Source organism: Actinocorallia sp. API 0066, from assembly GCF_020991275.1.
In the GTDB taxonomy this organism is placed as follows: domain Bacteria; phylum Actinomycetota; class Actinomycetes; order Streptosporangiales; family Streptosporangiaceae; genus Actinocorallia.
Genome location: NZ_JAJLQY010000008.1, coordinates 129,280 through 150,124, shown reverse-complemented (window position 1 = coordinate 150,124; position 20,845 = coordinate 129,280). Strand labels below are relative to the sequence as shown.

General features: G+C 74.4%; 17 protein-coding genes and 1 riboswitch. Of the genes, 12 read left to right on the top strand and 5 right to left on the bottom strand.

Going from position 1 to position 20,845, the window contains the following annotated elements:
• Positions 1 to 12: 12 nt before the first annotated feature.
• Complete coding sequence (locus LO762_RS20975; RefSeq protein WP_230617556.1) at positions 13 to 432, bottom strand: MarR family winged helix-turn-helix transcriptional regulator; 420 nt, start codon at positions 430 to 432, stop codon at positions 13 to 15.
• A 129-nt stretch (positions 433 to 561) separates the two neighbouring features.
• Here LO762_RS20975 and LO762_RS20970 point away from each other — a divergent pair, with 129 nt between their 5' ends.
• The 8 genes from LO762_RS20970 (at position 562) to LO762_RS20935 (ending at position 9,548) form a co-directional block, all read left to right on the top strand.
• Positions 562 to 1,326 (top strand): crotonase/enoyl-CoA hydratase family protein, encoded by a 765-nt coding sequence (locus tag LO762_RS20970; protein WP_230617555.1) that lies wholly within the window; start codon positions 562 to 564, stop codon positions 1,324 to 1,326.
• On the top strand, positions 1,323 to 3,257 hold the full coding sequence (locus LO762_RS20965) for an acetoacetate--CoA ligase (RefSeq protein WP_230617554.1): 1,935 nt from the start codon (positions 1,323 to 1,325) through the stop codon (positions 3,255 to 3,257). Before LO762_RS20970 ends, LO762_RS20965 begins: the two co-directional genes overlap by 4 nt.
• Positions 3,254 to 4,237 (top strand): 3-hydroxyacyl-CoA dehydrogenase NAD-binding domain-containing protein, encoded by a 984-nt coding sequence (locus tag LO762_RS20960; protein WP_230617553.1) that lies wholly within the window; start codon positions 3,254 to 3,256, stop codon positions 4,235 to 4,237. Before LO762_RS20965 ends, LO762_RS20960 begins: the two co-directional genes overlap by 4 nt.
• Positions 4,234 to 5,109, top strand: coding sequence for an amidohydrolase family protein (locus tag LO762_RS20955; protein ID WP_230617552.1), 876 nt, complete (start codon positions 4,234 to 4,236; stop codon positions 5,107 to 5,109). The genes LO762_RS20960 and LO762_RS20955 overlap by 4 nt, the downstream gene beginning before the upstream one ends.
• 151 nt (positions 5,110 to 5,260) lie before the next feature.
• A riboswitch (glycine riboswitch) is annotated at positions 5,261 to 5,358 on the top strand.
• A gap of 329 nt (positions 5,359 to 5,687) precedes the next feature.
• Positions 5,688 to 6,785: a glycine cleavage system aminomethyltransferase GcvT gene (gene gcvT / locus LO762_RS20950; protein WP_230617551.1), complete on the top strand. Its 1,098-nt coding sequence runs from the start codon at positions 5,688 to 5,690 to the stop codon at positions 6,783 to 6,785.
• Positions 6,786 to 6,810: 25 nt separating this feature from the next.
• A complete protein-coding gene (gcvH, locus tag LO762_RS20945; RefSeq protein ID WP_230617550.1) occupies positions 6,811 to 7,185 on the top strand; it encodes a glycine cleavage system protein GcvH in 375 nt (124 codons plus the stop codon).
• Positions 7,186 to 7,262: 77 nt separating this feature from the next.
• A complete protein-coding gene (locus tag LO762_RS20940) occupies positions 7,263 to 8,648 on the top strand; it encodes an L-serine ammonia-lyase (protein WP_230617549.1) in 1,386 nt (461 codons plus the stop codon).
• 144 nt (positions 8,649 to 8,792) lie between these two features.
• Positions 8,793 to 9,548, top strand: coding sequence for an AfsR/SARP family transcriptional regulator (locus tag LO762_RS20935; RefSeq protein WP_230617548.1), 756 nt, complete (start codon positions 8,793 to 8,795; stop codon positions 9,546 to 9,548).
• 275 nt (positions 9,549 to 9,823) lie between these two features.
• On the opposite strand, the gene LO762_RS20930 is transcribed toward LO762_RS20935, so the two are convergent.
• Positions 9,824 to 11,239, bottom strand: coding sequence for an MFS transporter (locus LO762_RS20930; RefSeq protein ID WP_230617547.1), 1,416 nt, complete (start codon positions 11,237 to 11,239; stop codon positions 9,824 to 9,826).
• Between the two features lie 249 nt (positions 11,240 to 11,488).
• On the opposite strand from LO762_RS20930, the gene LO762_RS20925 reads away from it, so the two are divergent.
• From LO762_RS20925 to LO762_RS20910, 4 genes are all read left to right on the top strand, one after another.
• Positions 11,489 to 14,245 carry a LuxR family transcriptional regulator gene (locus LO762_RS20925; protein WP_230617546.1) on the top strand — a complete coding sequence of 919 codons (2,757 nt, stop codon included), beginning with the start codon at positions 11,489 to 11,491 and terminating at the stop codon, positions 14,243 to 14,245.
• An 85-nt stretch (positions 14,246 to 14,330) separates the two neighbouring features.
• Positions 14,331 to 14,882 (top strand): hypothetical protein, encoded by a 552-nt coding sequence (locus LO762_RS20920; protein WP_230617545.1) that lies wholly within the window; start codon positions 14,331 to 14,333, stop codon positions 14,880 to 14,882.
• Positions 14,883 to 14,884: 2 nt separating this feature from the next.
• Positions 14,885 to 15,883: an aldo/keto reductase gene (locus LO762_RS20915; protein WP_230617702.1), complete on the top strand. Its 999-nt coding sequence runs from the start codon at positions 14,885 to 14,887 to the stop codon at positions 15,881 to 15,883.
• A gap of 155 nt (positions 15,884 to 16,038) precedes the next feature.
• Complete coding sequence (locus LO762_RS20910) at positions 16,039 to 17,955, top strand: WD40 repeat domain-containing serine/threonine protein kinase (RefSeq protein WP_255687313.1); 1,917 nt, start codon at positions 16,039 to 16,041, stop codon at positions 17,953 to 17,955.
• Between the two features lie 5 nt (positions 17,956 to 17,960).
• Here the strand turns inward: LO762_RS20910 and LO762_RS20905 are convergent, their stop codons facing one another.
• The 3 genes from LO762_RS20905 to LO762_RS20895 are packed head-to-tail and all read right to left on the bottom strand — an operon-like array spanning position 17,961 to position 20,829.
• The gene (locus tag LO762_RS20905) at positions 17,961 to 18,677 is read right to left on the bottom strand and encodes a class II aldolase/adducin family protein (RefSeq protein ID WP_230617543.1); all 717 of its coding nucleotides are present in this window, start codon (positions 18,675 to 18,677) and stop codon (positions 17,961 to 17,963) included.
• On the bottom strand, positions 18,674 to 19,633 hold the full coding sequence (locus tag LO762_RS20900) for an ABC transporter substrate-binding protein (RefSeq protein ID WP_230617542.1): 960 nt from the start codon (positions 19,631 to 19,633) through the stop codon (positions 18,674 to 18,676). Before LO762_RS20900 ends, LO762_RS20905 begins: the two co-directional genes overlap by 4 nt.
• Positions 19,630 to 20,829 (bottom strand): LLM class flavin-dependent oxidoreductase, encoded by a 1,200-nt coding sequence (locus LO762_RS20895; RefSeq protein ID WP_230617541.1) that lies wholly within the window; start codon positions 20,827 to 20,829, stop codon positions 19,630 to 19,632. The genes LO762_RS20900 and LO762_RS20895 overlap by 4 nt, the downstream gene beginning before the upstream one ends.
• Positions 20,830 to 20,845: the final 16 nt, after the last annotated feature.

The window sequence follows — 20,845 nt, the reverse complement described above, 5'->3', positions numbered from 1 at the left end:
ATGACCCAGGGGTCATCGCTCCAGGGCGGTGCGGGCCCGGTTGAGGTGGTCGCGGAAGGCGGCGCGCTCGGCGTCGGTGAAGCCCTTCAACATCCGCTCCTCCAGGGCGGTGACGGGGGCGGCGTACTCGGCGAGGAGGGCGCGGCCCGCGTCGGTGAGGCGCAGGAGGTGGCGGCGGCGGTTGGCCGGGTCCACGGTGCGGGAGATCAGGCCGCGCCGCTCGACCGCGCCGACGATGTCGGCCATCGACTGCGGCGTGACGAACGAGTTCCGGGCCAGCTCCGCGGCGGACAGGCCGTCCCTGCGCTCCAGCACGGACAGCGCCGTGTACTGGAGGGTGGTGATCCCGGACGGGCGCAGCAGCTCGTCCAGGCGCGCACGGGTGGCGAGTTCGACCTGTTTGACCGCGTAGAGCAGCAGCGGTTCGGGCACGGCCCACCTCCGTCATTCCCTCAGGAAACCTGTCGAACAGGATAGCGGTCCCGGTATTTACAACAGCGTTGCACACCTGCCATCATCAGGAACCCTGTTATCAGGATTCCTGTTGATTTTGGAGGCTTGATGCCCACGACGTCCGTCGAGCTGAAGGGGCGGGTCGCCGTGCTGCGGCTGACCCGCCCGGCCAAGCGGAACGCGCTTGACGACGCCACGATCGGCGCGCTGGAGAGCTTCTTCACCGCGCCCCCCGAGGGCGTCCGGGCGGTCGTCCTGGACGCCGAGGGCGACCACTTCTGCGCGGGCCTGGACCTCACCGAGATGACCGAGCGCTCCACCTGGGAGGCCGTCGCGCACTCCCAGATGTGGCACCGCGCGTTCGCCAGGATCGAGGACGGCTCGGTGCCCGTCGTGGCCGTGCTGCGCGGCGCGGTCATCGGCGGCGGCCTGGAACTCGCGGCCTCCGCGCACCTGCGGGTCGCCGAGCCGTCGGCGTTCTACGCGCTGCCGGAGGGGCAGCGCGGCCTGTTCGTCGGGGGCGGCGGCTCGGTCCGGGTGCCCCGGCTCATCGGCGCGCACCGGATGGCCGACCTCATGCTCACCGGACGCGTCTACGACGCCGCCGAAGGCCAGGCGGCGGGCCTGTCCCACTACCTCGTGGACGAGGGCGCGGGGCTCGCGAGAGCCTTGGAACTCGCCGAGCGGATCGCCAGGAACGCGCCGCTGTCGAACTTCGCCGTGCTGCGCGCCCTGCCGCGCATCGCCGCGGCCGCCCCCGACCAGGGGTATCTCATGGAATCCCTGATGTCGGCCATCGCCGCCGGAAGCGACGAGGCCAAAGCACGGCTGCACGCCTTCCTGGAAGGCCGGGCCGGAAAGGTGGGCCGGTGAACGCGCCCCTCAGCACCCCCGGCGCCTGGGAGAACAGCGGCATCGGCCGCTACCTGCGCTGGCTGGAGGACACCCGCGGCCTGGCGTTCGCCGACTACCCGGCCCTGCACCGCTGGTCCGTCACCGACCTCGACGGGTTCTGGTCGTCGGTCTGGGAGTACTTCGACGTCCGCGCGCACACCCCGCCGAGCGCGGTGCTCGGGCGGCGCGCGATGCCGGGCGCGCAGTGGTTCCCCGGCGCGACCCTGAACTACGCCGAGCACGCGCTCGGCCGTCCCGAGGACGCGCCGCGCACCGCCGTCGTCGCGCGGTCGCAGACCCGGCCCGGCTCCTCCCTCACCTACGCGGAGCTGCGTGAGCGGGTCGCGCGGGCGCGCGCCGGGCTGCGGCGGCTCGGCGTCGGGCGCGGCGACCGGGTCGTCGCCTACCTGCCGAACATCCCCGAGACGCTCGTCGCCTACCTCGCCACGGCCAGCCTCGGCGCCGTCTTCGCCTCCTGCGCGCCCGAGTTCGGCGCGCGCAGCGTCATCGACAGGTTCGGGCAGCTCGAACCCAAGGTGCTGCTCGCGATCGGCGGCTACCGCTACGGCGCGCGGACCGTGGACCGGGCCGCCGAGGTCGCCGAGATCCGCGCGGGCCTGCCCACCCTTACGGCGACGATCGGCGTCACCTACGGCGATTTCACCGTCGCGGACGCGCCCACCTGGGACGACCTGCTGTCCGGCCCGCCGGAGGAGGGTTTCGAGCCGGTGCCGTTCGACCACCCCCTCGTCGTGCTGTTCACCTCCGGCACCACCGGACGGCCGAAGGCGATCGTGCACGGCCACGGCGGCCTCCTCCTGGAACACCTGAAGAACCACACGTTCAGCTGGGACCTCGGGCCCGGCGACCGGATGCTCTGGTTCTCCACCACCGCGTGGATGCTGTGGAACACGCTGGTGTCGGCGCTGCTCGTCCGGGCGTCCCTGGTGATGATCGACGGCGACCCCGCCTACCCCGACCTGCGGGAACAGTGGCGGCTGGCCGAGGAGACGGGCGCGACCCTCATGGGGACCAGCCCCGGCTACCTCATGGCCTGCCGCAAGGAGGGCGTGCGGCCCGGCGCGGAGTTCGCGCTACCCCGGCTGCGGCAGCTCGGCGCGGCGGGCAGCGCCCTGGCCGCCGAGGGCTACACCTGGGCGCACGAGCAGTTCGGCGACCGGGTGCTCCTCAACGTCGGCTCCGGCGGCACCGACGTGTGCACCGGCATGCTCCAGGGCAGCCCCTGGCAGCCGGTGTGGACGGGCGAGATCTCCGGGCCCTGTCTCGGCGTCGCGGCCCAGGCGTTCGACGCCGACGGCAGGCCCGTCATCGGGGAGCTGGGCGAGCTGGTGATCACCGAGCCGATGCCGTCGATGCCCGTCGGGTTCTGGGGCGACGCCGACGGCTCGGTCTACCGCGCCGCGTACTTCACGGACTTCCCCGGCGTGTGGCGGCACGGCGACTGGGTGCGGTTCGCGCCCGAGGGCCACTGCGTCGTCGCCGGACGCTCCGACGCGACCCTCAACCGGGGCGGCGTCCGGCTCGGCACCGCCGACTTCTACGGCGTCGCCGAGGAGTTCCCCGAGATCGCCGACAGCCTCGTCGTGCACCTGGAGGACGCCGAGGGCGGGCCCGGCGAACTGCTCCTGTTCGTCCAGACGACCGGCGGCGAACTGGACGACGACCTGCGCGCCCGCCTCAAGACGGCACTGCGCACGCAGCTCTCGCCCCGGCATGTGCCGGACCGCGTCGAAAGGGTGCCCGCGATCCCGCGCAACCGGACCGGCAAAAAACTCGAAGTGCCCGTGAAACGCATCCTGCTGGGCGCCAGGCCCGCCGACGTCGCCAGCCGCGACGTCCTCGCCGACCCCGGCTCCCTGGACTTCTTCGCCGCCTGGAGCCGGTCATGAGGGTCGCCGTCGTCGGCACCGGCGTCATCGGCGCGAGCTGGACCGCCCTGTTCCTCGCGCACGGCCACCACGTCACCGCCACCGACCCCTCCCCCGACGCCGAAGCCGCCCTCCGCGCCGCCGTCACCGCCCACTGGCCCGGCCTCGTCGGCGCCACGGCGTCCGGCACCGAGGCGCGGGACGAACGGGTGCGCGGGGCGGACGGGTCGCTGGGCGAGGCGTTGGGGCGGCTGGCGTTCACCGGCGATCCGGCCGAGGCCGTCGCCGGGGCGGAGTTCGTGCAGGAGAACGGGCCGGAGCGGGAGGCCGTCAAGGACGCGCTGTTCGCGGTGCTCGACGCGGCCGCGCCCGCCGGGACGGTGCTGGCGTCCAGCTCGTCGGGCCTCACGCCGTCGCGGATCCAGCGGGCGTGCGGGCGGCACCCGGAACGGGTGCTCGTCGGGCATCCGTTCAACCCGCCGCACCTCGTGCCGCTGGTCGAGGTCGTGCCGGGCGCGCGGACGGGCGAGGACGCCGTGCGGGCCGCGATCGCGTTCTACACCGCGCTCGGACGGCGGCCCGTGCGAGTGCGCCGCGAGCTGCCGGGGCACCTGGCGAACCGGCTCCAGGCGGCGCTGTGGCGCGAGGCGTACGCGCTCGTCGCGTCCGGCGCGGCCAGCGTCGCCGACCTCGACGCGGTGATCGCGCACGGGCCCGGACTGCGGTGGGCGCTGCTCGGCCCGTTCGCCAACCAGCACCTTTCGGGCGGCTCGGGCGGCATCGCCCACGTGCTGGAACACCTCGGGCCGCCCATGGAGGAGTGGTGGGCCGACCTCGGCGCGCCCCGCCTCACCCCCGACCTCGTCGAGGCGGTCGTCGCCGGAGTGGCCGAGGAGTTCGCCGGGACCGACCCGGCCGACGTCGTCGCCGACCGGGACCGGCTGCTCCAACTCCTCGTCGCCGCCAAGGCGGCGACCACGACCCTCGGAGGAACCCTGTGAACATCGCAGACCTCACCGCGATCGACGTCCACGTGCACGTCGAACAGGACGCGCACGGCCACCTCTCGCTCGACGCCGAACTCCTCGACGCGTCCGCCGCCTACTTCAGGGCGGGGCAGAACCGGACCCCGACCGTCGCGGACATCGCCGCCCACTACCGGGAACGCCGGATGGCCGCCGTGGTGTTCACCGTGGACGCGGGCACCGCGCTCGGCCATCCCGCGCTGTCCAGCGAGGAGATCGCCGACCTCGCCGCCGCCCACCCGGATGTCCTCATCCCGTTCGGGTCGGTCGACCCGCTGACGGGCGCGGCCGCCGTCGCCAGGGCGCGTCGCCTCGTCGCCGGACACGGGGTGCGCGGGTTCAAGCTGCACCCGAGCCTCCAGGGGTTCGCGCCCAACGACCCCGCGCACTACCCGCTGTACGCGGCATTGGAGGAACTGGGCGTGCCCGTCCTGTTCCACACCGGGCAGACCGGGATCGGCGCGGGACTGCCCGGCGGGCGCGGCATCAAGCTGCGCTACTCCGACCCGATGCTGATCGACGACGTCGCCGCCGACTTCCCCGGCCTCACCGTGATCCTCGCGCACCCGTCGGTGCCGTGGCAGGACGCCGCGATCTCCATCGCGACGCACAAGGCCAACGTGTACATCGACCTGTCGGGCTGGTCGCCGAAGTACTTCCCGCCCCAGCTCGTCAAGGCAGCCGCCGGACGGCTCAGGGACAAGGTGCTCTTCGGCTCCGACTTCCCCGTGATCACCCCGGACCGGTGGCTGTCGGACTTCGCGAGGCTCGACATCGGCCAGGACGCGCGGGCGCTCATCCTCAAGGACAACGCCGTCCGCGTCCTCGGGCTCGGCGGCGACGCCTGACCCGGCGCGCCCTGCCCCGGCCAGGGCAGGGCGCGCCGCCCGTCGTCACCGTCCGCTGTGTGATTCGTCCCACCGAGGGCGTGTCCGCGCCTTGTTGACCGGCGTGGGGCGGGCCCCTAGGCTGCGGGGCACAACCGCATAGCGCGCCGCTTGAATCACGGCGGGAGAGTCCTCGTCCGAGCCAGGGCGAGGCGCCGAAGGAGCAACACTCCCCACGAATCTCTCAGGCACCCCTACCGTTGTGATGAGGCGAACTCTGGAAAGCCCCGGGCTCCGACGCCGGGCACCCACGGTGCAAGCCGCCCCCGCGGGGCGGTGAAGCTCTCAGGTACAGATGACAGAGCCGGGGAGGTCACCCTTCGCAGGCGCCCACGGGCGCCCCGAAACCAGGGAGCCTCCCGCATGTCACAGCCGTTTCCGGCCCCCGCGACACCTCGCGCCTCGCGCACCACGTCACCCCTCGCACGCCCCTCCCCCGGGTTCTTAGCGCGGCCATGTGCCCCCGACCCCGGTTACGGGGAGTGATCAGACAGGTGGTGTCCGCCGTTCCGGCGGCTTTTCCAAGTGAGGTGTTGCACGTGCGGAGGACTCCGCTTCACGAGACGCACCGCGCCCTCGGCGCGTCGTTCACCGGGTTCGCCGGATGGGAGATGCCCGTCCGGTACGGGTCGGAGACGGCCGAGCACCGGGCGGTCCGGGCGGAGGCCGGGCTGTTCGACCTGAGCCACATGGGCGAGATCGAGGTGACCGGCCCCGACGCCGGCCGCACCCTCGACCGGGCCCTGGTCGGGCGGCCGTCCGCGATCACGCCCGGCCGGGCCCGCTACTCCATGATCTGCGCCGCCGACGGCGGGATCATCGACGACCTCGTCGTCTACCGGCTCGGCGACCACAGGTTCCTCGTCGTCGCGAACGCCGGGAACACGCCCGAGGTCGCCGCCGCCCTCACCGAGCGGGCCGCGCCGTATGACGCGGTCGTGCGCGACGCGTCGGAGGAGTGGGCGTTGCTCGCGGTGCAGGGCCCGGCCTCGGCCTCGATCGTCGGCCCCCTGACCGACGTGGACGCCGCCGCCCTGAAGTACTACTCCATCGCGTCCGGCACGCTCGCCGGGACCGACGTGCTCCTCGCCCGCACCGGCTACACCGGTGAGGACGGCTTCGAGATCTACTGCGCGCCCGAGGCCGCGCCCGCCCTGTGGGCGAAGATCAGCGACGCGGGCCGCGCGCACGGGCTCGTCCCCGCCGGGCTGTCCTGCCGCGACACCCTCCGGCTGGAGGCGGGCATGCCGCTCTACGGGCACGAGCTCTCCCGCGACGTGACGCCGTTCGAAGCCAACCTCGGCAGGGTCGTCGCCTTCGACAAGCCCGAGGGGTTCGTCGGGGACGCCGCCCTGGCCGCGCGCAAGGAGACGGGCCCCGAACGCGTCCTGGTCGGGCTCGTCGCCGCCGGGCGCAGGTCGCCGCGCGCCGGATACCCCGTCCTGGACCCCGGGACGGGCGCGGAGGTCGGCGTGGTGACGAGCGGGGCGCCGTCGCCGACGCTTCGCCACCCCGTCGCGATGGCCTACGTGCCGCCGCGCCTGGCCGCACCGGGCACCGCCGTGCGGGTGTCGCTGCGCGGCACGCCCGAGGACGCCACGGTCGTCGCCCTGCCCTTCTACACCCGTTCCCGCTGACACCGGACCGCACAGGAGATCCCCGATGACCGTTCCCACGCACCTCACGTACACCGCCGAACACGAGTGGCTGCTGGCCGAGGAGGGCGGCACCGCCCGCGTCGGCATCACCCAGCACGCCGCGGACGCGCTCGGCGACGTCGTGTTCGCCGAACTGCCCGAGCCGGGCGTCGTGCTCACCGCGGGCGCGCCCTGCGGCGAGCTGGAGTCCACCAAGGCCGTCAGCGAGATCTACGCGCCCGCCGACGGCGAGGTCGTCGAGGTCAACCAGGCGGTCATCGACGACCCGGGCGTCCTCAACCAGGACCCGTACGGGGAAGGCTGGCTGTTCGTCCTCCGCGTCACCGGCCCCCTGGACCTCCTGGACGCCGCCGCCTACACCGACCAGATCGGAGCCTGACCCGTGCCCGCCACCCTCGCCGCACCCGGTCGGCCCGCCGACACCGTCGCGGCCCACGGCGCGGGGGTGGGTGCGCGATGGCGGTGAGCGCGTTCGACCTGTACTCGATCGGGATCGGGCCGTCGTCGTCGCACACGGTCGGGCCGATGCGGGCGGCGCGCCGGTTCGCCGCCGGGCTCGCCGCCGACGGGCTGCTCGACGGCGTCGCCCGGGTCAGGGCCGAACTGTTCGGCTCGCTCGGCGCGACCGGCCACGGGCACGGATCGCCCAAGGCCGTCGTGCTCGGCCTCCAAGGCGAGGACCCGGCCACCGTCGACACCGGGACGGTCGAGGCACGGGTCGCCGCCATCCGCGCGGCGGGCGCCCTCACCCTCGGCGGCAAGGACGTCGCGTTCTCCTGGGACGACGACCTCGTGCTGCACCGGCGGCGGTCGCTGCCCGGCCACCCCAACGGCATGGTCTTCACCGCGCTGGACGCCGACGGCCGCACCGTCAGGGCACGCACCTACTACTCGGTCGGCGGCGGCTTCGTCCTGGACGGCGACACACTCGGCGGCGGCACCGTCGTGCCCGACACCACACCCGTGCCGCACCCCTTCGGCACCGGCGCCGGGCTCCTCGACGTGTGCGCCGCCACCGGGCTGCCCGTCTCCGGCGTGATGCTCGCCAACGAGCGGGCGTGGCGGACCGAGAAGGAGATCCGCGACGGCCTGCTCGACCTGTGGCGGGTGATGCGGGAGTGCGTCGAGGCGGGCTGCGCGCACGAGGGCGTCCTGCCGGGCGGACTGAAGGTGCCGCGCCGCGCGCCCGCCCTGTACCGGGAGCTGACCCGCCGGGACGGCGAGCCCGGCCGCGACCCGCTGCACGTCATGGACTGGGTGAACCTGTACGCGCTCGCCGTCAACGAGGAGAACGCGGCGGGCGGCAGGGTCGTCACCGCGCCGACCAACGGCGCGGCCGGGATCGTCCCGGCGGTGCTGCACTACTGGGCGCGGTTCGTGGCCAGGCCCGGCGACGACGTCGAGGACGGCGTCGTCAGGTACCTGCTGACGGCCGCCGCGATCGGCGTGCTCGCCAAGACCAACGCGTCGATCTCCGGCGCGGAGGTCGGCTGCCAGGGCGAGGTCGGCTCGGCCTGCGCGATGGCCGCGGCGGGCCTCGCCGAACTGCTCGGCGGCTCCCCCGCCCAGGTGGAGAACGCCGCCGAGGTCGGCATCGAGCACAACCTCGGGCTCACCTGCGACCCGGTCGGCGGCCTCGTCCAGATCCCGTGCATCGAACGGAACGCGATCGCCGCGGTGAAGGCCATCAACGCGGCACGCCTCGCCGTGCACGGGACGGGCGCGCACAAGGTCAGCCTCGACCTCGCGTTGAAGACGATGCGGGAGACGGGCGCCGACATGCACACCAAGTACAAGGAGACGGCACGCGGCGGACTCGCCGTCAACGTCATCGAGTGCTGACCCACCGCGACGTACGCCTATATACCTCGACGAAGTACGCGTTTCCGCTGATGTGCCGTCGAGCGCGGACGATGAGAATCTCCTGTGTCGAGACGTCGGGCGACGGCCGTCCACCCGGGCCGCGCCGGCCGTGTGGGAGGACACATGGAGTTCCAGTTGCTCGGACCGCTGCGGCTCGCCGGAACGCAGCCCCGGACGATCAGCGCCCCCAAGGTCGAGGCGCTGCTCGCCACCCTGCTCATCCGCGCGAACCAGCCGGTCTCCACCGACGAGCTGATCGACGAGCTGTGGCCGGACGCGCCGCCCCGCCGGGCGCGCGCCGCCCTGCACGTCTACATCTCCCAACTGCGCCGGAACGTCCTCACCGGGGACGGCGCGCGCATCCACACACACGCGCAGCGCTACCTGCTGACGGTCGAGGAGTCCGAAGTGGACGCCCACCACCTGCAACAACTGCACGGCGAGGGCACCGCCGCGCTCCGGGACGACCCCGAACGGGCGCTCGCCGCGCTCACCGGCGCCGCCGCGCTGTTCCGCGGCCCGGTCCTCGCCGGCGTCCCCCAGGGCCTCATCGTCGGCACGTTCGCGCGATGGGCCGAGGAAATCCGCCTGGAGTGCCTGGAAGGCATCGCCCAGTGCTCCCTGCGCACCGGACGACACCGCGAACTGATCCGCGACCTGTCCCGCTGGGTCGAGGAACACCCACTGAACGAGACCTTCCGCGAACAGCTCATGCTGGCGCTCCACCGATCCGGCCGCAGAGCCGAAGCCCTGGAGGTGTTCCAGTCCGCACGCCGGGTCCTCCGGGACGAACTGGGCCTGGACCCACGCCACACGATGCGCCGCCTCCAGTCCGCCATCATCGAAGCCGACCCGGAACTCCTCGCCGCCGCAGGCTGACCAACAGAACGGGCCGGGCCTCCCGCACAGGGACCCGGCCGCAAGACGCCGGGGCCGCCGACCTTCTGGGTCAGGTCGGCGAACCCGGCGGGGGGAATGACGGAGAGCCCGGACGGGCGGGTGGCCACGTCCGGGCTCTCCTGTTTGTTTGGCCCGGGGGGCCGGGCGCTTTGCGAGCCCGGCGCCGCCCCTCCGGCCTGGCGGCCTCCGGGACGACCCCGGGAGCGCCCGACCCCCCGTGCCGGATTAATTCGGGCGCGGCCTTGGGGTCGGGATCACGAGGCTTCGGCGGGTTGGGGTTTGCGGCCGGGGCCGAACCAGAAGAGGAGGCCGACGATGATGGCCAGGACCAGGAGGCCGGAGGCGAGGGTGAAGACGGCGGAGATCGTCTCGGCGGGGCCGCCCGCGCCCGTGTAGGGCAGCAGGAGGACGGCGAGGCCGAGGGAGCCGCCGATGGTGAGGGCGGTCTGGAGCACGCCGGCGGTGACACCCGCGTACTCCGGCGGCGCCGTGGTCAGGATGATCATGTTGAACGGGATGATGGCGATGCCGACGCCCAGGCCCATGAGGATGATCGGGCCGAGCACGCCGGTCAGGTAGGAGCTGCCGCCGTCCAGCGCGGTGAGCCAGCCGACCCCGGCGAGCACCGGCAGCAGCCCGCCGACACCGCGCGCCTTCAGACTGTACCTGCTGAGCGGCTTGGTGAGCACCTGGGTGCTGACGAGCAGCGCGAGGCCGAACGGCAGGATCGCCAGGCCGCTCTGCAGCGCGTCGAACCCCAGCACGTTCTGGAGGTACTGGACGAGGTAGATGAGGAAGCCGGTGAGGACGGCGGCGAGGAGGAGCAGGTTGAGGACGGCGCCCGCGCGGTCGCGGGAGGCGAACACCTTGAGCGGCAGGAGCGGCTCGGCGGCGCGCGCGTCGGTGGCGAACAGGACGGCGGTGAGCACCACGGCGGCGGCGAGCGCGCCGAGCGTCACCGGGTCGCCCCAGCCCTCCTCGGCGGCGTGCACGAGGCCGTACACGGCGGTGGTGAGGGCCGCCGTCACCAGGACGGCGCTGGGCAGGGCGAGCGGCCGTGCGCGGGTCTCGGGGTCGCGCAGGCCGAGCGCCTTGACGGCGACGGCGATGAGCACGATCCCGAGGGGCACGTTGACGAGCAGGCTCCAGCGCCAGTCGCCCGCCCAGGTGAGGACGCCGCCGAGCACCATGCCCGCCGACGCGCCGAGCCCGGTGACGGTCGAGTACAGGCCGAACGCGCGCTGCTGGCGTTCGCCCGCCGAGATGGCGGCGAGCAGCGCGAGGCCGGTCGGCCCGGCCAGCGCGGCGCCCGCGCCCTGCAGGACGCGCCCGGCGATGAGGACCTCCAGGTTCGGCGCGAGGCCCGCGATGAGCGAGGCGACGACGACGAGGCCGAGGCCGGACAGGAAGACGCGGCGGTGCCCGAGCACGTCGCCGAGGCGTCCGGCGAGCAGCAGCAGCCCGCCGAACGCGAGGAAGAAGCCGTTGGGGACCCACGAGCCGTCGGCGATCGTCAGGTCGAGGTCGGACTGGAGCGTCGGCAGCGCGACGTTCACGACGGTGCCGTCGAGCTGGAGCATGAACTCCGCCCCGACGATCCCGGCGAGGGCCAGGGCCCAGGTGCGGTCCACCGGCGCCGGGGCGGTGCCGGGGACGGTCTCAGCGCTCATGCAAGCCTCCAGGGTGGCGCCGAATTATCTTGAGGGTGCCTCAGGTTGAGGCGGCGCGAGTGTAACCCGAGGCACCCTCAGGTAGTCAAGCGGAACCGGCCGTCCGGCATCGACCTGCCGCTTTCCGGCGCCGGAAGGACGGCGGGGAAACGTGAGACAAATCACAAGTCCACCCTCAGCCAGCGGCTCGCCGTAAAGTTCCACTAAATCTACTGTTTTAGTAGGTTTTATCGCGGCTTTGGGGTGGTCATGAAGACGGACTCTTTTGAGGACAGGCTGACGGTGGCGCGCGCCGACCTCCTGGACCGGCTGTGCGACCTGACCTACGAGACCGGTGGCGAGGGCAGGCTCATCGCCGTCGTCGGCGAGCCGGGCGCGGGCAAGACCCACCTGCTCGCGGCGCTCGTCCAGGAACGGCAGTGGACCGCGCTGCCCGCGAGCGTGCACCGCTGTTCCCGCGAGGACGGGGGCGGGACCGCGATCGACGCGGCCCGCACCCTCCTGCGCCGCGCCCGGCGCGGCCGGGCCCGCGCGGAGGGCGCCTCGGTCACCGCGCTCCCCCGCCGCCGCAGGCCCGCCCGCGAGCTGCTCGTCCTGGAGGACGCGCACCTCGCCGACGAGCAGACGGTGCGGGAACTCGTCGCGCTCGCGCACGGCGACCCGGCCCCGCTGGTGGACGTCGTGGTGTCGCTGCGGCCCGGCCAGGCGCCGCCCGAGCTGATCGAGGCGATCACGCTCACCGCCGCGTTCGGCGGGACCGAGCGGCTCGACCTGGAGCCGCTCACCGACGAGCAGATGACGGCGATGTCGCCCGTGCGGCCGTCCTACGAGCTGCGCCGCCGCAGCGGGGGCAACCCGTTCCGGCTGCGCGCCCTCCAGGCGCTGGAGCACGCGGCGCGCACCCGCGACGGCGGCGCCGTCGCGCCGTTCGAGTTCGCGGTGCTGCACGAGACCCGCGACCTCGGCATGAACGAACGCTACGTGCTGCACGCCGCCGCGATCCTGCGCGCCCGCTTCGACGTCGAGTTGCTCACCGACGTCGCGGGCGTGGACGCGGTCGTCGCCTCGGCCGTCGTGCGCAGCCTCGTGCGGCGCGACCTCGTCCGGGTCGAGCAGCCGATCGAGACGCTGTTCTCCATCCGCGACGAGGTCTTCGGCACCCTCCTGCGCCGCACCATCGACCCGTGCTGGGCGGCCAGCGCCCACCAGCGCGCGGTGCAGCGGCTGTCCGCGCGCGGACAGGCCGGGGCGCAGCTCGGGTTCCACCTGGCCAGCTCCTCCGCGCGGGTGCGCGGCGGCGAACTCGACCAGATCGTCGCGGCGTCCGAGGAGATGCTCGACAGCGACGTCACCGAGGCCGTGTTCTGCCTGACGCCGGTGCTCGCCGAGACGGCGCCGTCCAGCCCGCTCGGGATGCGCGCCAGGCTCGCGCTCAGCACCGCGTTCGGGCGGCTCGGCCGGCTCGACGAGAGCCGTGAGCTGCTGTTCGTCGTGCACGAGGCGAGCCTGGACCACCCCGGGCCCGACGAGGCGGCGCTCGCGTCGGCCACCGCGTTCGTCTCCGGCGTCGAGGCGGTGCTGAGCCAGGACGTCCAGACGCTCGACCTGCTCCAGGAGTACGCGCGCCGCCCGTCCCTGACCGGCCCCGCGCGGGCCCTGCTGGTGTTCGCGCGCGGGTTCCGGGAGGCGATGTTCGGGCTGCCCGCCGACGCCGACGAGGTCGCCGCCGCGCTCGCCGCGCACGCGGCGGCCGACCCGGTGCGCGCCGGGCTGCTGTCGCTGACCGCGCTCACCGCCGTCGACGACGGCGACGTGGCCGAGGGCGCCGCCGCCGTCGAGGAGGCCGGGCGGCTGCTCGACCGGCTGCCCGAACACCAGATGGCCCGGCACCTCGAAGCCGTCTGCGCGTTCGCGCTCGCCTGCCTGTACCTCGGCCGGTACAACGACGGGCAGCGGCAGCTACGGCGGGCCGTCGGGATCGCCCGGCGCAGGCAGGGCACCTACCTGCTGCCGACGCTCCTGGTGCTGCTGAGCGAGTCCGAACGGCACCTCGGGCTGCTGCGGCAGGCCCGCGACTCGGCCGACGCCGCGATCATCGAGTCGGCCGTCGGGAACGCGCTGCGGCACTGCCAGGCCGTCGCGCTCAAGTCCGCCGCCGAGGTGTGGATGCAGCCGCCCGGCAGCGGCCTGGCCCGCTCCCTCGCCCAGCAGGCGCTCGGCCGCCAGACGCCGCTGCGCGTCAACGTCAACGGCAGCGCCTCCCTCGCCGCCATCACCCTCGCCCAGTGCTCCTGGCTCGAAGGCGACCCCGTGCACTGCGTCGCGCTGCTCCTCAACGAGGGGCGCGGCCCCGACCTGCCCGGTGTGCCGACCGGGCAGCGCACCATGATGTGGGAGCTGCTGTGCGCCGCCGGGATGGACGCGGGCATGCCGCTGGACGCATGGGTCGAGGCGAGCCGCGCGCACACGGCCGACGCGCCGATGCCGCACAACCTCGCCTACACCGACCTGGCGCGCGGCCACCTGTGCCGCGTCCAGGGCTCCCTCGCCGAGGCGGCCCGGCTCTACCAGCGGGCCGCCGAACGGTTCGCGTCCGTCGGGATGGCGATCGCCCAGTGCTACACGCTCGGGCACGCCGCCCGCGTGCACACCGAACTCGGCGCGGCGGGCCGCGCGTCGCAGTGCGCCGACCTCGCGCTGGAGATCGCGCGGCGCGCCGGCGCCGAGACGCTCACCGCGTGGCTGCGCGACCGGACCAGCGGGCCGGAGGACGGCCCCTGCGAGCCGATCGCCGCGCTGGAGGCGTTCGGGCGGCTCACCGGACGGGAACGCGAGATCGCGCTGCTGATCTGCACCGGGCTCAGCCGCCGCGAGATCGCCGAACGCCTCACCATCAGCCCACGGACCGTCGACGTCCACCTCACCCGCGTCTACCGCAAGACTGGCGTCACCTCGCGGATGCAGCTCGCGCTGGCCTTCCAGCAGGCGGAGGCCGCGCGCGGGTGACGTTTAGGACGGCTTGAGAACCGCTGCCTAGGGTCGCGGGAAGCCGTCCGAGCGGCGGACGGCAGTGCCCCGACGGAGGCGAACCGTGACCGTGGACCTGCGCCTGCTTGCCGACCAGATCACCCCCTTGCTGGACACCCTCGGCACCTGGGCGGTACCGCTCGTGGCGGCGCCGCCGGAGACGGTCGACGACCGGGTCGGCGGGCTCGCGGGCCCGGACCGGGCGCTGCTGCTGCACGGGCTCACCGAGAAGGTCGTCAAGTACCACTCGACCAACCCCGACCCGACCGGCGGCACCCCCACGGTCGACGACTTCGCCGAGGTCGAGCTGGAGATCTTCGGCCCGGACGGGGAGCCGCTCGGCCGGACGGCGGGCGCCGGGCGGATGCTGTACCAGCGCGAGTCCGACGGGCACTTCATCGCCTACTTCGGCGAGCGGATCGAACTGCTCGACGGCAACGTGATCCGCGCGGGCGGCCTCGTCGACGACGCGCGGCTCACCGAGGGCGAGCCCGCCGGGTTCCCCGCCGTCGTGGTGGACGGCCCGCTGCGCGGCGCGATCGGCTACCGGACGTTCCGGCCCGTCAAGGACGCGCACACGACGTACGAGTCGTCGATCGTGCTGTACCGGGCGTGACGATGACGCTGACCCGCCTCCCCACCCGCAGGATCGGCTCGCTCACCGTCGGCGCGCAGGGACTCGGCTGCCTCGGCATGTCGGAGTTCTACGGCCCGACCGACGAACGCGAGGCCGTCGCCACCCTCCACCGCGCGCTCGACCTCGGCGCGACCCTCCTGGACACCGCCGACGTCTACGGGCACGGCGCCAACGAGGAGCTCATCGGCAAGGCCGTCGCCGGACGCCGCGACGACGCCGTCATCGCCACCAAGTTCGGCGTCGTCCGTCCCGGGCCCGGCGTCGGCGCGGGCATCAGGGGCGACGCCGCCTACGTGCGCGAGAGCTGCGAGGCGTCGCTCCGGCGTCTCGGCGTCGACCACATCGACCTGCTGTACCTGACCCGCGTGGACACCGCGACGCCGATCGAGGAGACCGTCGGGGCGATGGCCGACCTCGTCCGCGAAGGCAAGATCCGGGAGATCGGCCTGTCGGAGGCGGGCCCGGAGACGCTCCGCAGGGCCGCCGCCGTCGCGCCGGTCGCCGCGCTCCAGACCGAGTGGTCGCTGTGGTCGCGCGGCATCGAGGCCGAGATCCTGCCGGTCTGCCGCGAACTCGGCATCGCCGTCGTGCCGTACGCGCCGCTGGGCCGGGGCTTCCTCACCGCCACGATCCGCTCCACCGCGCACTTCGGCGACGACGACTTCCGCGCCTTCGGCCTCCCCCGCTTCACCCCCGACAACATCGCCGCCAACCTCCCCCTCATCGACGCCCTCTCGGCGACCGCCGAAGCCCTGGGCGTCACCGCCGCCCAACTCGCCCTGGCCTGGCTCCACCACCGGGGCCCCGACGTCGTCCCCATCCCCGGCTCCAAACGCCGCGCCCACCTGGAGGAGAACATCGACGCGGCCTTCCTCGCCCTCACCCCCTCCGACCTGGCCGCCACCGAAGCCGCCATCCCCCCCACCGCCGTCTCCGGCGCCCGCTGGAACCCCCAAAGCATGGCCTTCATCGAGTCCTGACCCGCCCGCCGCCGCTCGTCCGGAAGCGGGGCGGTTCCGCCTGCTTTGCTGCACACTGGTCCTGTTCTCTTGGCCCGGGGGCGAGCGCCTGGCGAATCCCGACTTCGTCGGGAACGCCCGCCTCCGGGTCGGGCGGCGGTGGACAGGGGTGGGTGATGGGAGTTCTGGCGGGGCGTTATCGGCTGGAGCGGCAGCTTGGTCGTGGGGGGATGGGGGTTGTGCACCTGGCCTGGGACCTGGAGTTGGAGCGGGCGGTGGCGGTGAAGGTGCTGCCGTCGGGGTTGGTGGGTGGGGACGCGCATCGGGAGGCGCGGTTTCGGCGGGAGGCTCGGGCGGCGGCGGGGCTGTCGCATCCGAACATCGTGACGGTGCATGACGCCGGGGTGGACATGGGTGGGGCCGAGGCCGTGCCGTATCTGGTGATGGAGCTGGTGGAGGGTGACACCCTCGCCGAACTGCTGGTGACCGCGCCGCCGGACCCCGGGGAGGCGGCCCGGATCGTGCTCGCGGTGCTCGACGCGCTGGCGCACAGCCACGCGCGTGGGGTGGTGCACCGGGACGTCAAGCCGGGCAACGTCATGGTGCGGCGGGACGGGGGCCGGCTGCACGTGAAGGTGATGGACTTCGGGGTCGCGCGGCTGCTGTCCGAGGCCGCGACCGCGCTCACCGCTGACGGGACGCGGATCGGCACGCCCGTCTACATGTCGCCGGAGCAGGTGACGGGGGAACCCGTGGGACCGGCCTCCGACCTGTACTCGACCGGCTGTGTGCTGTACCAGCTCCTCACCGGGCGGCCCCCGTTCGTCGCCGACACCACGGCCGCGCTGCTGTACCACCACCTGCACAGCGCGCCCGCCGCGCCCACCGAACGGAACCCGGCGCTGCCGTCCGCCTGGGACGCGGTGCTGGCGACGGCGCTGGCCAAGGACCCCGCACAGCGGTACCCCGACGCGGCGGCGATGCGCCGGGCCGTCGAGGCGGCGGCGGGACCGGCCGGGCGGGCGCCCGGCGAGGAGCCGACGCGGGTGGACCCGCCCGCGCCGACCGTGCCCGGCGCGCGGCGGGTGAACCGGCGCCGCGCGCTGGGGCTGGGCGCCGTCGCGGCGGCGTCGGCGGCGGTGCCCGCCGCGTTCCTCCTCGACCGTGAGCGGCGTGCGCCCGGCGGGGCGCCGCGTGCGGTGGAGCCGCCCGTCCTGCTGCGGACGGGCGAGTTCGTCATGTCCGTGGCGTTCAGCCCGGACGGCGCGACGCTCGCGACCGGCGGGGTGGGCGAGGCGGTGCGGCTGTGGCGGGTCGCGGACCTCGCGCCGGTGGGGAGGCCGCTCACCGGGCACGGCCGCGAGATCACGTCGGTGGCGTTCAGCCCGGACGGCGCCGTGCTCGTGTCGGCCGCCAGGGACGGGACGGCGCGGCTGTGGCGGGCCGTCGACGGCGCCCGGCTCGGCCGCCCCCTCGGCGGGCACACCGGGCCCGTCAACGCGGTCGCGTTCAGCCCCGACGGGCGGACCCTCGCGACCGGCGGCGACGACGCGTCGGTGCGACTGTGGCGGGCGGCCGACCGCGCCCCGCTCGGCGAGCCGCTCACCGGGCACACCTCCGCCGTCTTCACCGTCGCGTTCAGCCACGACGGCACGCTCCTGGCCAGCGGCGGCACCGACCGGACCGCGCGCGTCTGGCACGTCGCCGAACGCGCCGAGAAGGGCATTCCGCTCGTCGGCCACACCAGTTCCGTCAACGCCGTCGCGTTCGCCCACGCCGACGCCTACCTCACCACCGGCGGCGACGAGCTGATCCGCCGCTGGAACCTGACGGACCACAACCCCCTCGGCGCCCCGCTCACCGGGCACACCGGGCACGTGACGTCGGTGGTCTTCAGCCGCGACGGCCGGACCCTCGCCACCGCCGGATCCGACACGACCGTCCGCCTGTGGCGCGCGACCGCCCCCACCCGGCTCGACCCCCTCCCCTCCCGCCAGGCCGAGACCCCCGTCAGCGCCCTGGCCCTCACCCACGACGGCGCCCTCCTCGCCGCCGCCTGCGAAGACGAGACGATCCGCCTCTGGCGCCTCTGACCGGGTCAGGCGGGGGGCAGGGGGTGGGTGGCGGCGGTGGTGGTGAGGCGGGTGCGGGCTCGGGGGGTCTGGTCGAGGCCGAAGAAGGACCACTGTTGGGCGAGGACGCCGGGGCCGAAGTCGCGGGAGCCGCCGAGGGGGGCGGCCAGGGCCTGGGCCTGGGCTGCCTCCTCCAGCAGGAGGATGGTGCGGGCCAGGTCCAGGAGGCCGCCGGACGACCAGACGGTCGCGCCGCCGTTCGCCTCCAGGATCGCGAAGTGCTCGGGGTCGGCGCGCAGGAGGCGGACGATGAAGGCGTCCTCGCCCTCACGGCGGTCCAGGTAGACCGGCACGTGGTCGGCGAGCGTGTGCCGCTGGACGGGCACGTAGCGCAGCGGCAGCGGCAGGTGCGTCTGCGCCCACGCGGCCAAGTACGGGGCGTGCACGTGGGAGATCGCGCCGACGCGCGGATGGGCGCGGAACACCTCGGCGTAGCGGACGCCGTCGCAGACCGGGCGCGGCTCCCCCGGCGCCGGGTCGAGCGACGTCAGGACGGCGCGCGGCGCGGCGTCCGGCTGGAAGCGGTCCGGGTGCTTCACCTCGACGAGGGTGCGGCCGTCCGGGGCGCGGACGACAAAGCTGAGGGTCGCGGCGGCGGTCAGCGCGCCGGTCTCGGCGAACACCCGGAACGCGACGGCGGCGTCGGCGAGGACGGCGGCGGTGAAGGCGGGATCGACGGTCATGCGGTGCTCCTCAGCAGGTCGTGGGCGAGTCGGAGGGGTTCGGGGTCCGTCCAGGCGTCGAGATCGACGTCCCGGTGCAGGAACCCGTGCGCGCGCAGGAAGCCGTGCTGCGCGCGCAGCAGCGCCCGGCGCCCGGCGGACAGGCCGGGCCGCAGCCCGTGCGGATCGAGGGGCCCGGCGTCGCCGCCGGTCTCCCCGCGCAGCAGGTCGCGCAGCTCTTCGGGGTGGTCGGCGGCCCAGGCAGCGGCGCGCAGCGTCGCGGCCAGGAACTCCACGACGAGTCCGGGCCGGTCGCGCAGCGTGTCGGCGTGCACGGTGAGGGGCCTCGGGGTGCCGTTGTTGACCCGGAATCGCCGCTCCGGCAGCCGGTCGAGGTCCACGGCGATCTCCAGGCCCATCGCGCGCGCACGGGCGAGCGCCACAGGGCCCTTCACGTAAGCGACATCGGCCTCTCCCCCGGCGACGGCGGCCAGGCCCGTCCACGGGAAGGGCTGCGCGCCGTTGACGGTCCAGGCAGCGCCCTCGCGCGCGTCCGGCACCTCGGTGAACGCCACGGCGTCCAGGCCGTGCCCGGCGGCGGCGAGCGCGCCCGCGAACCCGGCGAGCGCCATCGCCCGCATCACCCCGGCGCCCGGCTCCGGGCCGGGGACGGGCAGCGCCGCGCGCCGTCCGGCGAGATCGGCGGGCCCCCGGATGCCGCTCCCGCGCGCCGCCACGATGAGCTGCCTCTCCTCGATCCAGGTGAGGCCGATCAGCCGGGTCGGCGCCCCCGAAGCCCGCGCGGCGAGAGCGGGCACGTTGCCTCCCTCACGGAAGAGTCCGGGTAGTTCGTGGTCGAGGTGGCGGGCGGCGAGCGCGTCCGGCAGCACCGCGAACCCGTCGAGCCAGCCCAGCCGGTGCGCGACGCCGGAGGCGGTCGGCACCGGGCAGCGGGTCAGCCACGCCGTCGCGGTCACCTGGCGCTTCCGGCGTGGGCGGGGACGTGCGCGAGGAGGTCGTCGTAGGCGCCCTCGACGTAGGGCGGGATCGGGAAACCGTGGTCGAGGTCGAGCAGCGGGAACACGTCGCGCGCGAACCGGATCGCCTCGGGGATCAGCGGCCAGCCCGACAGGATGAGCGCGTCCGCGCCCGCCGCCGCGTAGTCGCCGATCCGGGCGGCGACCTGGGCGGGGGTGCCGACGAGCCAGGTCCCGGCCCAGGGGCGCACCACGTCGAAGCCGAACGGGCTCGGCCCCGACCACAGGTGGGGCGCGAACACCAGGTCCTCCACGTCCGGGAGGCGGCCCGCGCGCAGCGCGGCGAGCCTGCGGTGCACGCGCGGGTCGTCGCTCTCGACGGGCGTGTCGAGCCCGTCGGGGCCGAGCTGCCACGACGCCATCCGCACCGCCGCCTCCAGCGAGGTGCGCTCCAGCAGGGAGCGCGCGTAGGCCCACGCCTCCTCCTCGGTGTCGCGGACGATCACCTGGAGGCGGGTGCCGAACGCCGGGCTCCGGCCGTGCTCGGCCGCCGCCGCGCGCACCTCGGCGAACTTGACGGCGAGCCGCTCGGGCGTGTCGGCGAACGCTAGGTACCTGTCGACGAGCCGGGCGGCGTGGGCCGTCCCGGCGGGTGAGGCGCCCGCGCCCCACAGCGGGATGGACGGCTGGACGGCCTCGGGCTCGAACATCAGCGGCACGTCGAAGGTGCGCGCGGCGAGGTCCACGTGCCGTCCGGCGTAGCCGCTCCGGTCGCCGCCGAACATCCGGCGGAACGCGTCCCAGTACTCGAAGCTGTAGGCGTAGCGCTCGTCGTGCGGCAGGCGCATCCCGTACTCGGGCAGCCAGGAGTCGTTCCCGTTGACGACGTTGAACAGCAGCCTGCCGCCGCTCAGGTCGTCCAGCGCGAGCGCCTGGTCGACCAGCTTGGTCGGCGAGGTGATGCCGGGGTAGACCGCGACGAGGAACCGCATCCGCTCGGTGACGGGCGTGAACGCGGCGGCGAGGGTGAGCGGGTCGTGCGGTCCGGTCGGCAGCAGCGCGCCGTGGTAGCCGAGCCGGTCGATGGTCCGGGCCTGGGCGAGGACGCGGTCGCGGCCGCTGCCCCAGACGCCGTCGGGCTCCCACGGGACGGGCCCGTCGGCGGACTGCACGTACCAGAGGATCTGCACTGACATGGGGTCCCCTTCCGAT

Coding starts and splice junctions, on each gene's coding strand:
- LO762_RS20970 (WP_230617555.1), top strand. CDS start 562: ATGCCCACGACGTCCGTCGAGCTGAAGGGGCGGGTCGCCGTGCTGCGG.
- LO762_RS20960 (WP_230617553.1), top strand. CDS start 3,254: ATGAGGGTCGCCGTCGTCGGCACCGGCGTCATCGGCGCGAGCTGGACC.
- gcvH (WP_230617550.1), top strand. CDS start 6,811: ATGACCGTTCCCACGCACCTCACGTACACCGCCGAACACGAGTGGCTG.
- LO762_RS20940 (WP_230617549.1), top strand. CDS start 7,263: ATGGCGGTGAGCGCGTTCGACCTGTACTCGATCGGGATCGGGCCGTCG.
- LO762_RS20935 (WP_230617548.1), top strand. CDS start 8,793: ATGGAGTTCCAGTTGCTCGGACCGCTGCGGCTCGCCGGAACGCAGCCC.
- LO762_RS20930 (WP_230617547.1), bottom strand. CDS start 11,239: ATGAGCGCTGAGACCGTCCCCGGCACCGCCCCGGCGCCGGTGGACCGC.
- LO762_RS20925 (WP_230617546.1), top strand. CDS start 11,489: ATGAAGACGGACTCTTTTGAGGACAGGCTGACGGTGGCGCGCGCCGAC.
- LO762_RS20915 (WP_230617702.1), top strand. CDS start 14,885: ATGACGCTGACCCGCCTCCCCACCCGCAGGATCGGCTCGCTCACCGTC.
- LO762_RS20910 (WP_255687313.1), top strand. CDS start 16,039: ATGGGAGTTCTGGCGGGGCGTTATCGGCTGGAGCGGCAGCTTGGTCGT.
- LO762_RS20905 (WP_230617543.1), bottom strand. CDS start 18,677: ATGACCGTCGATCCCGCCTTCACCGCCGCCGTCCTCGCCGACGCCGCC.
- LO762_RS20895 (WP_230617541.1), bottom strand. CDS start 20,829: ATGTCAGTGCAGATCCTCTGGTACGTGCAGTCCGCCGACGGGCCCGTC.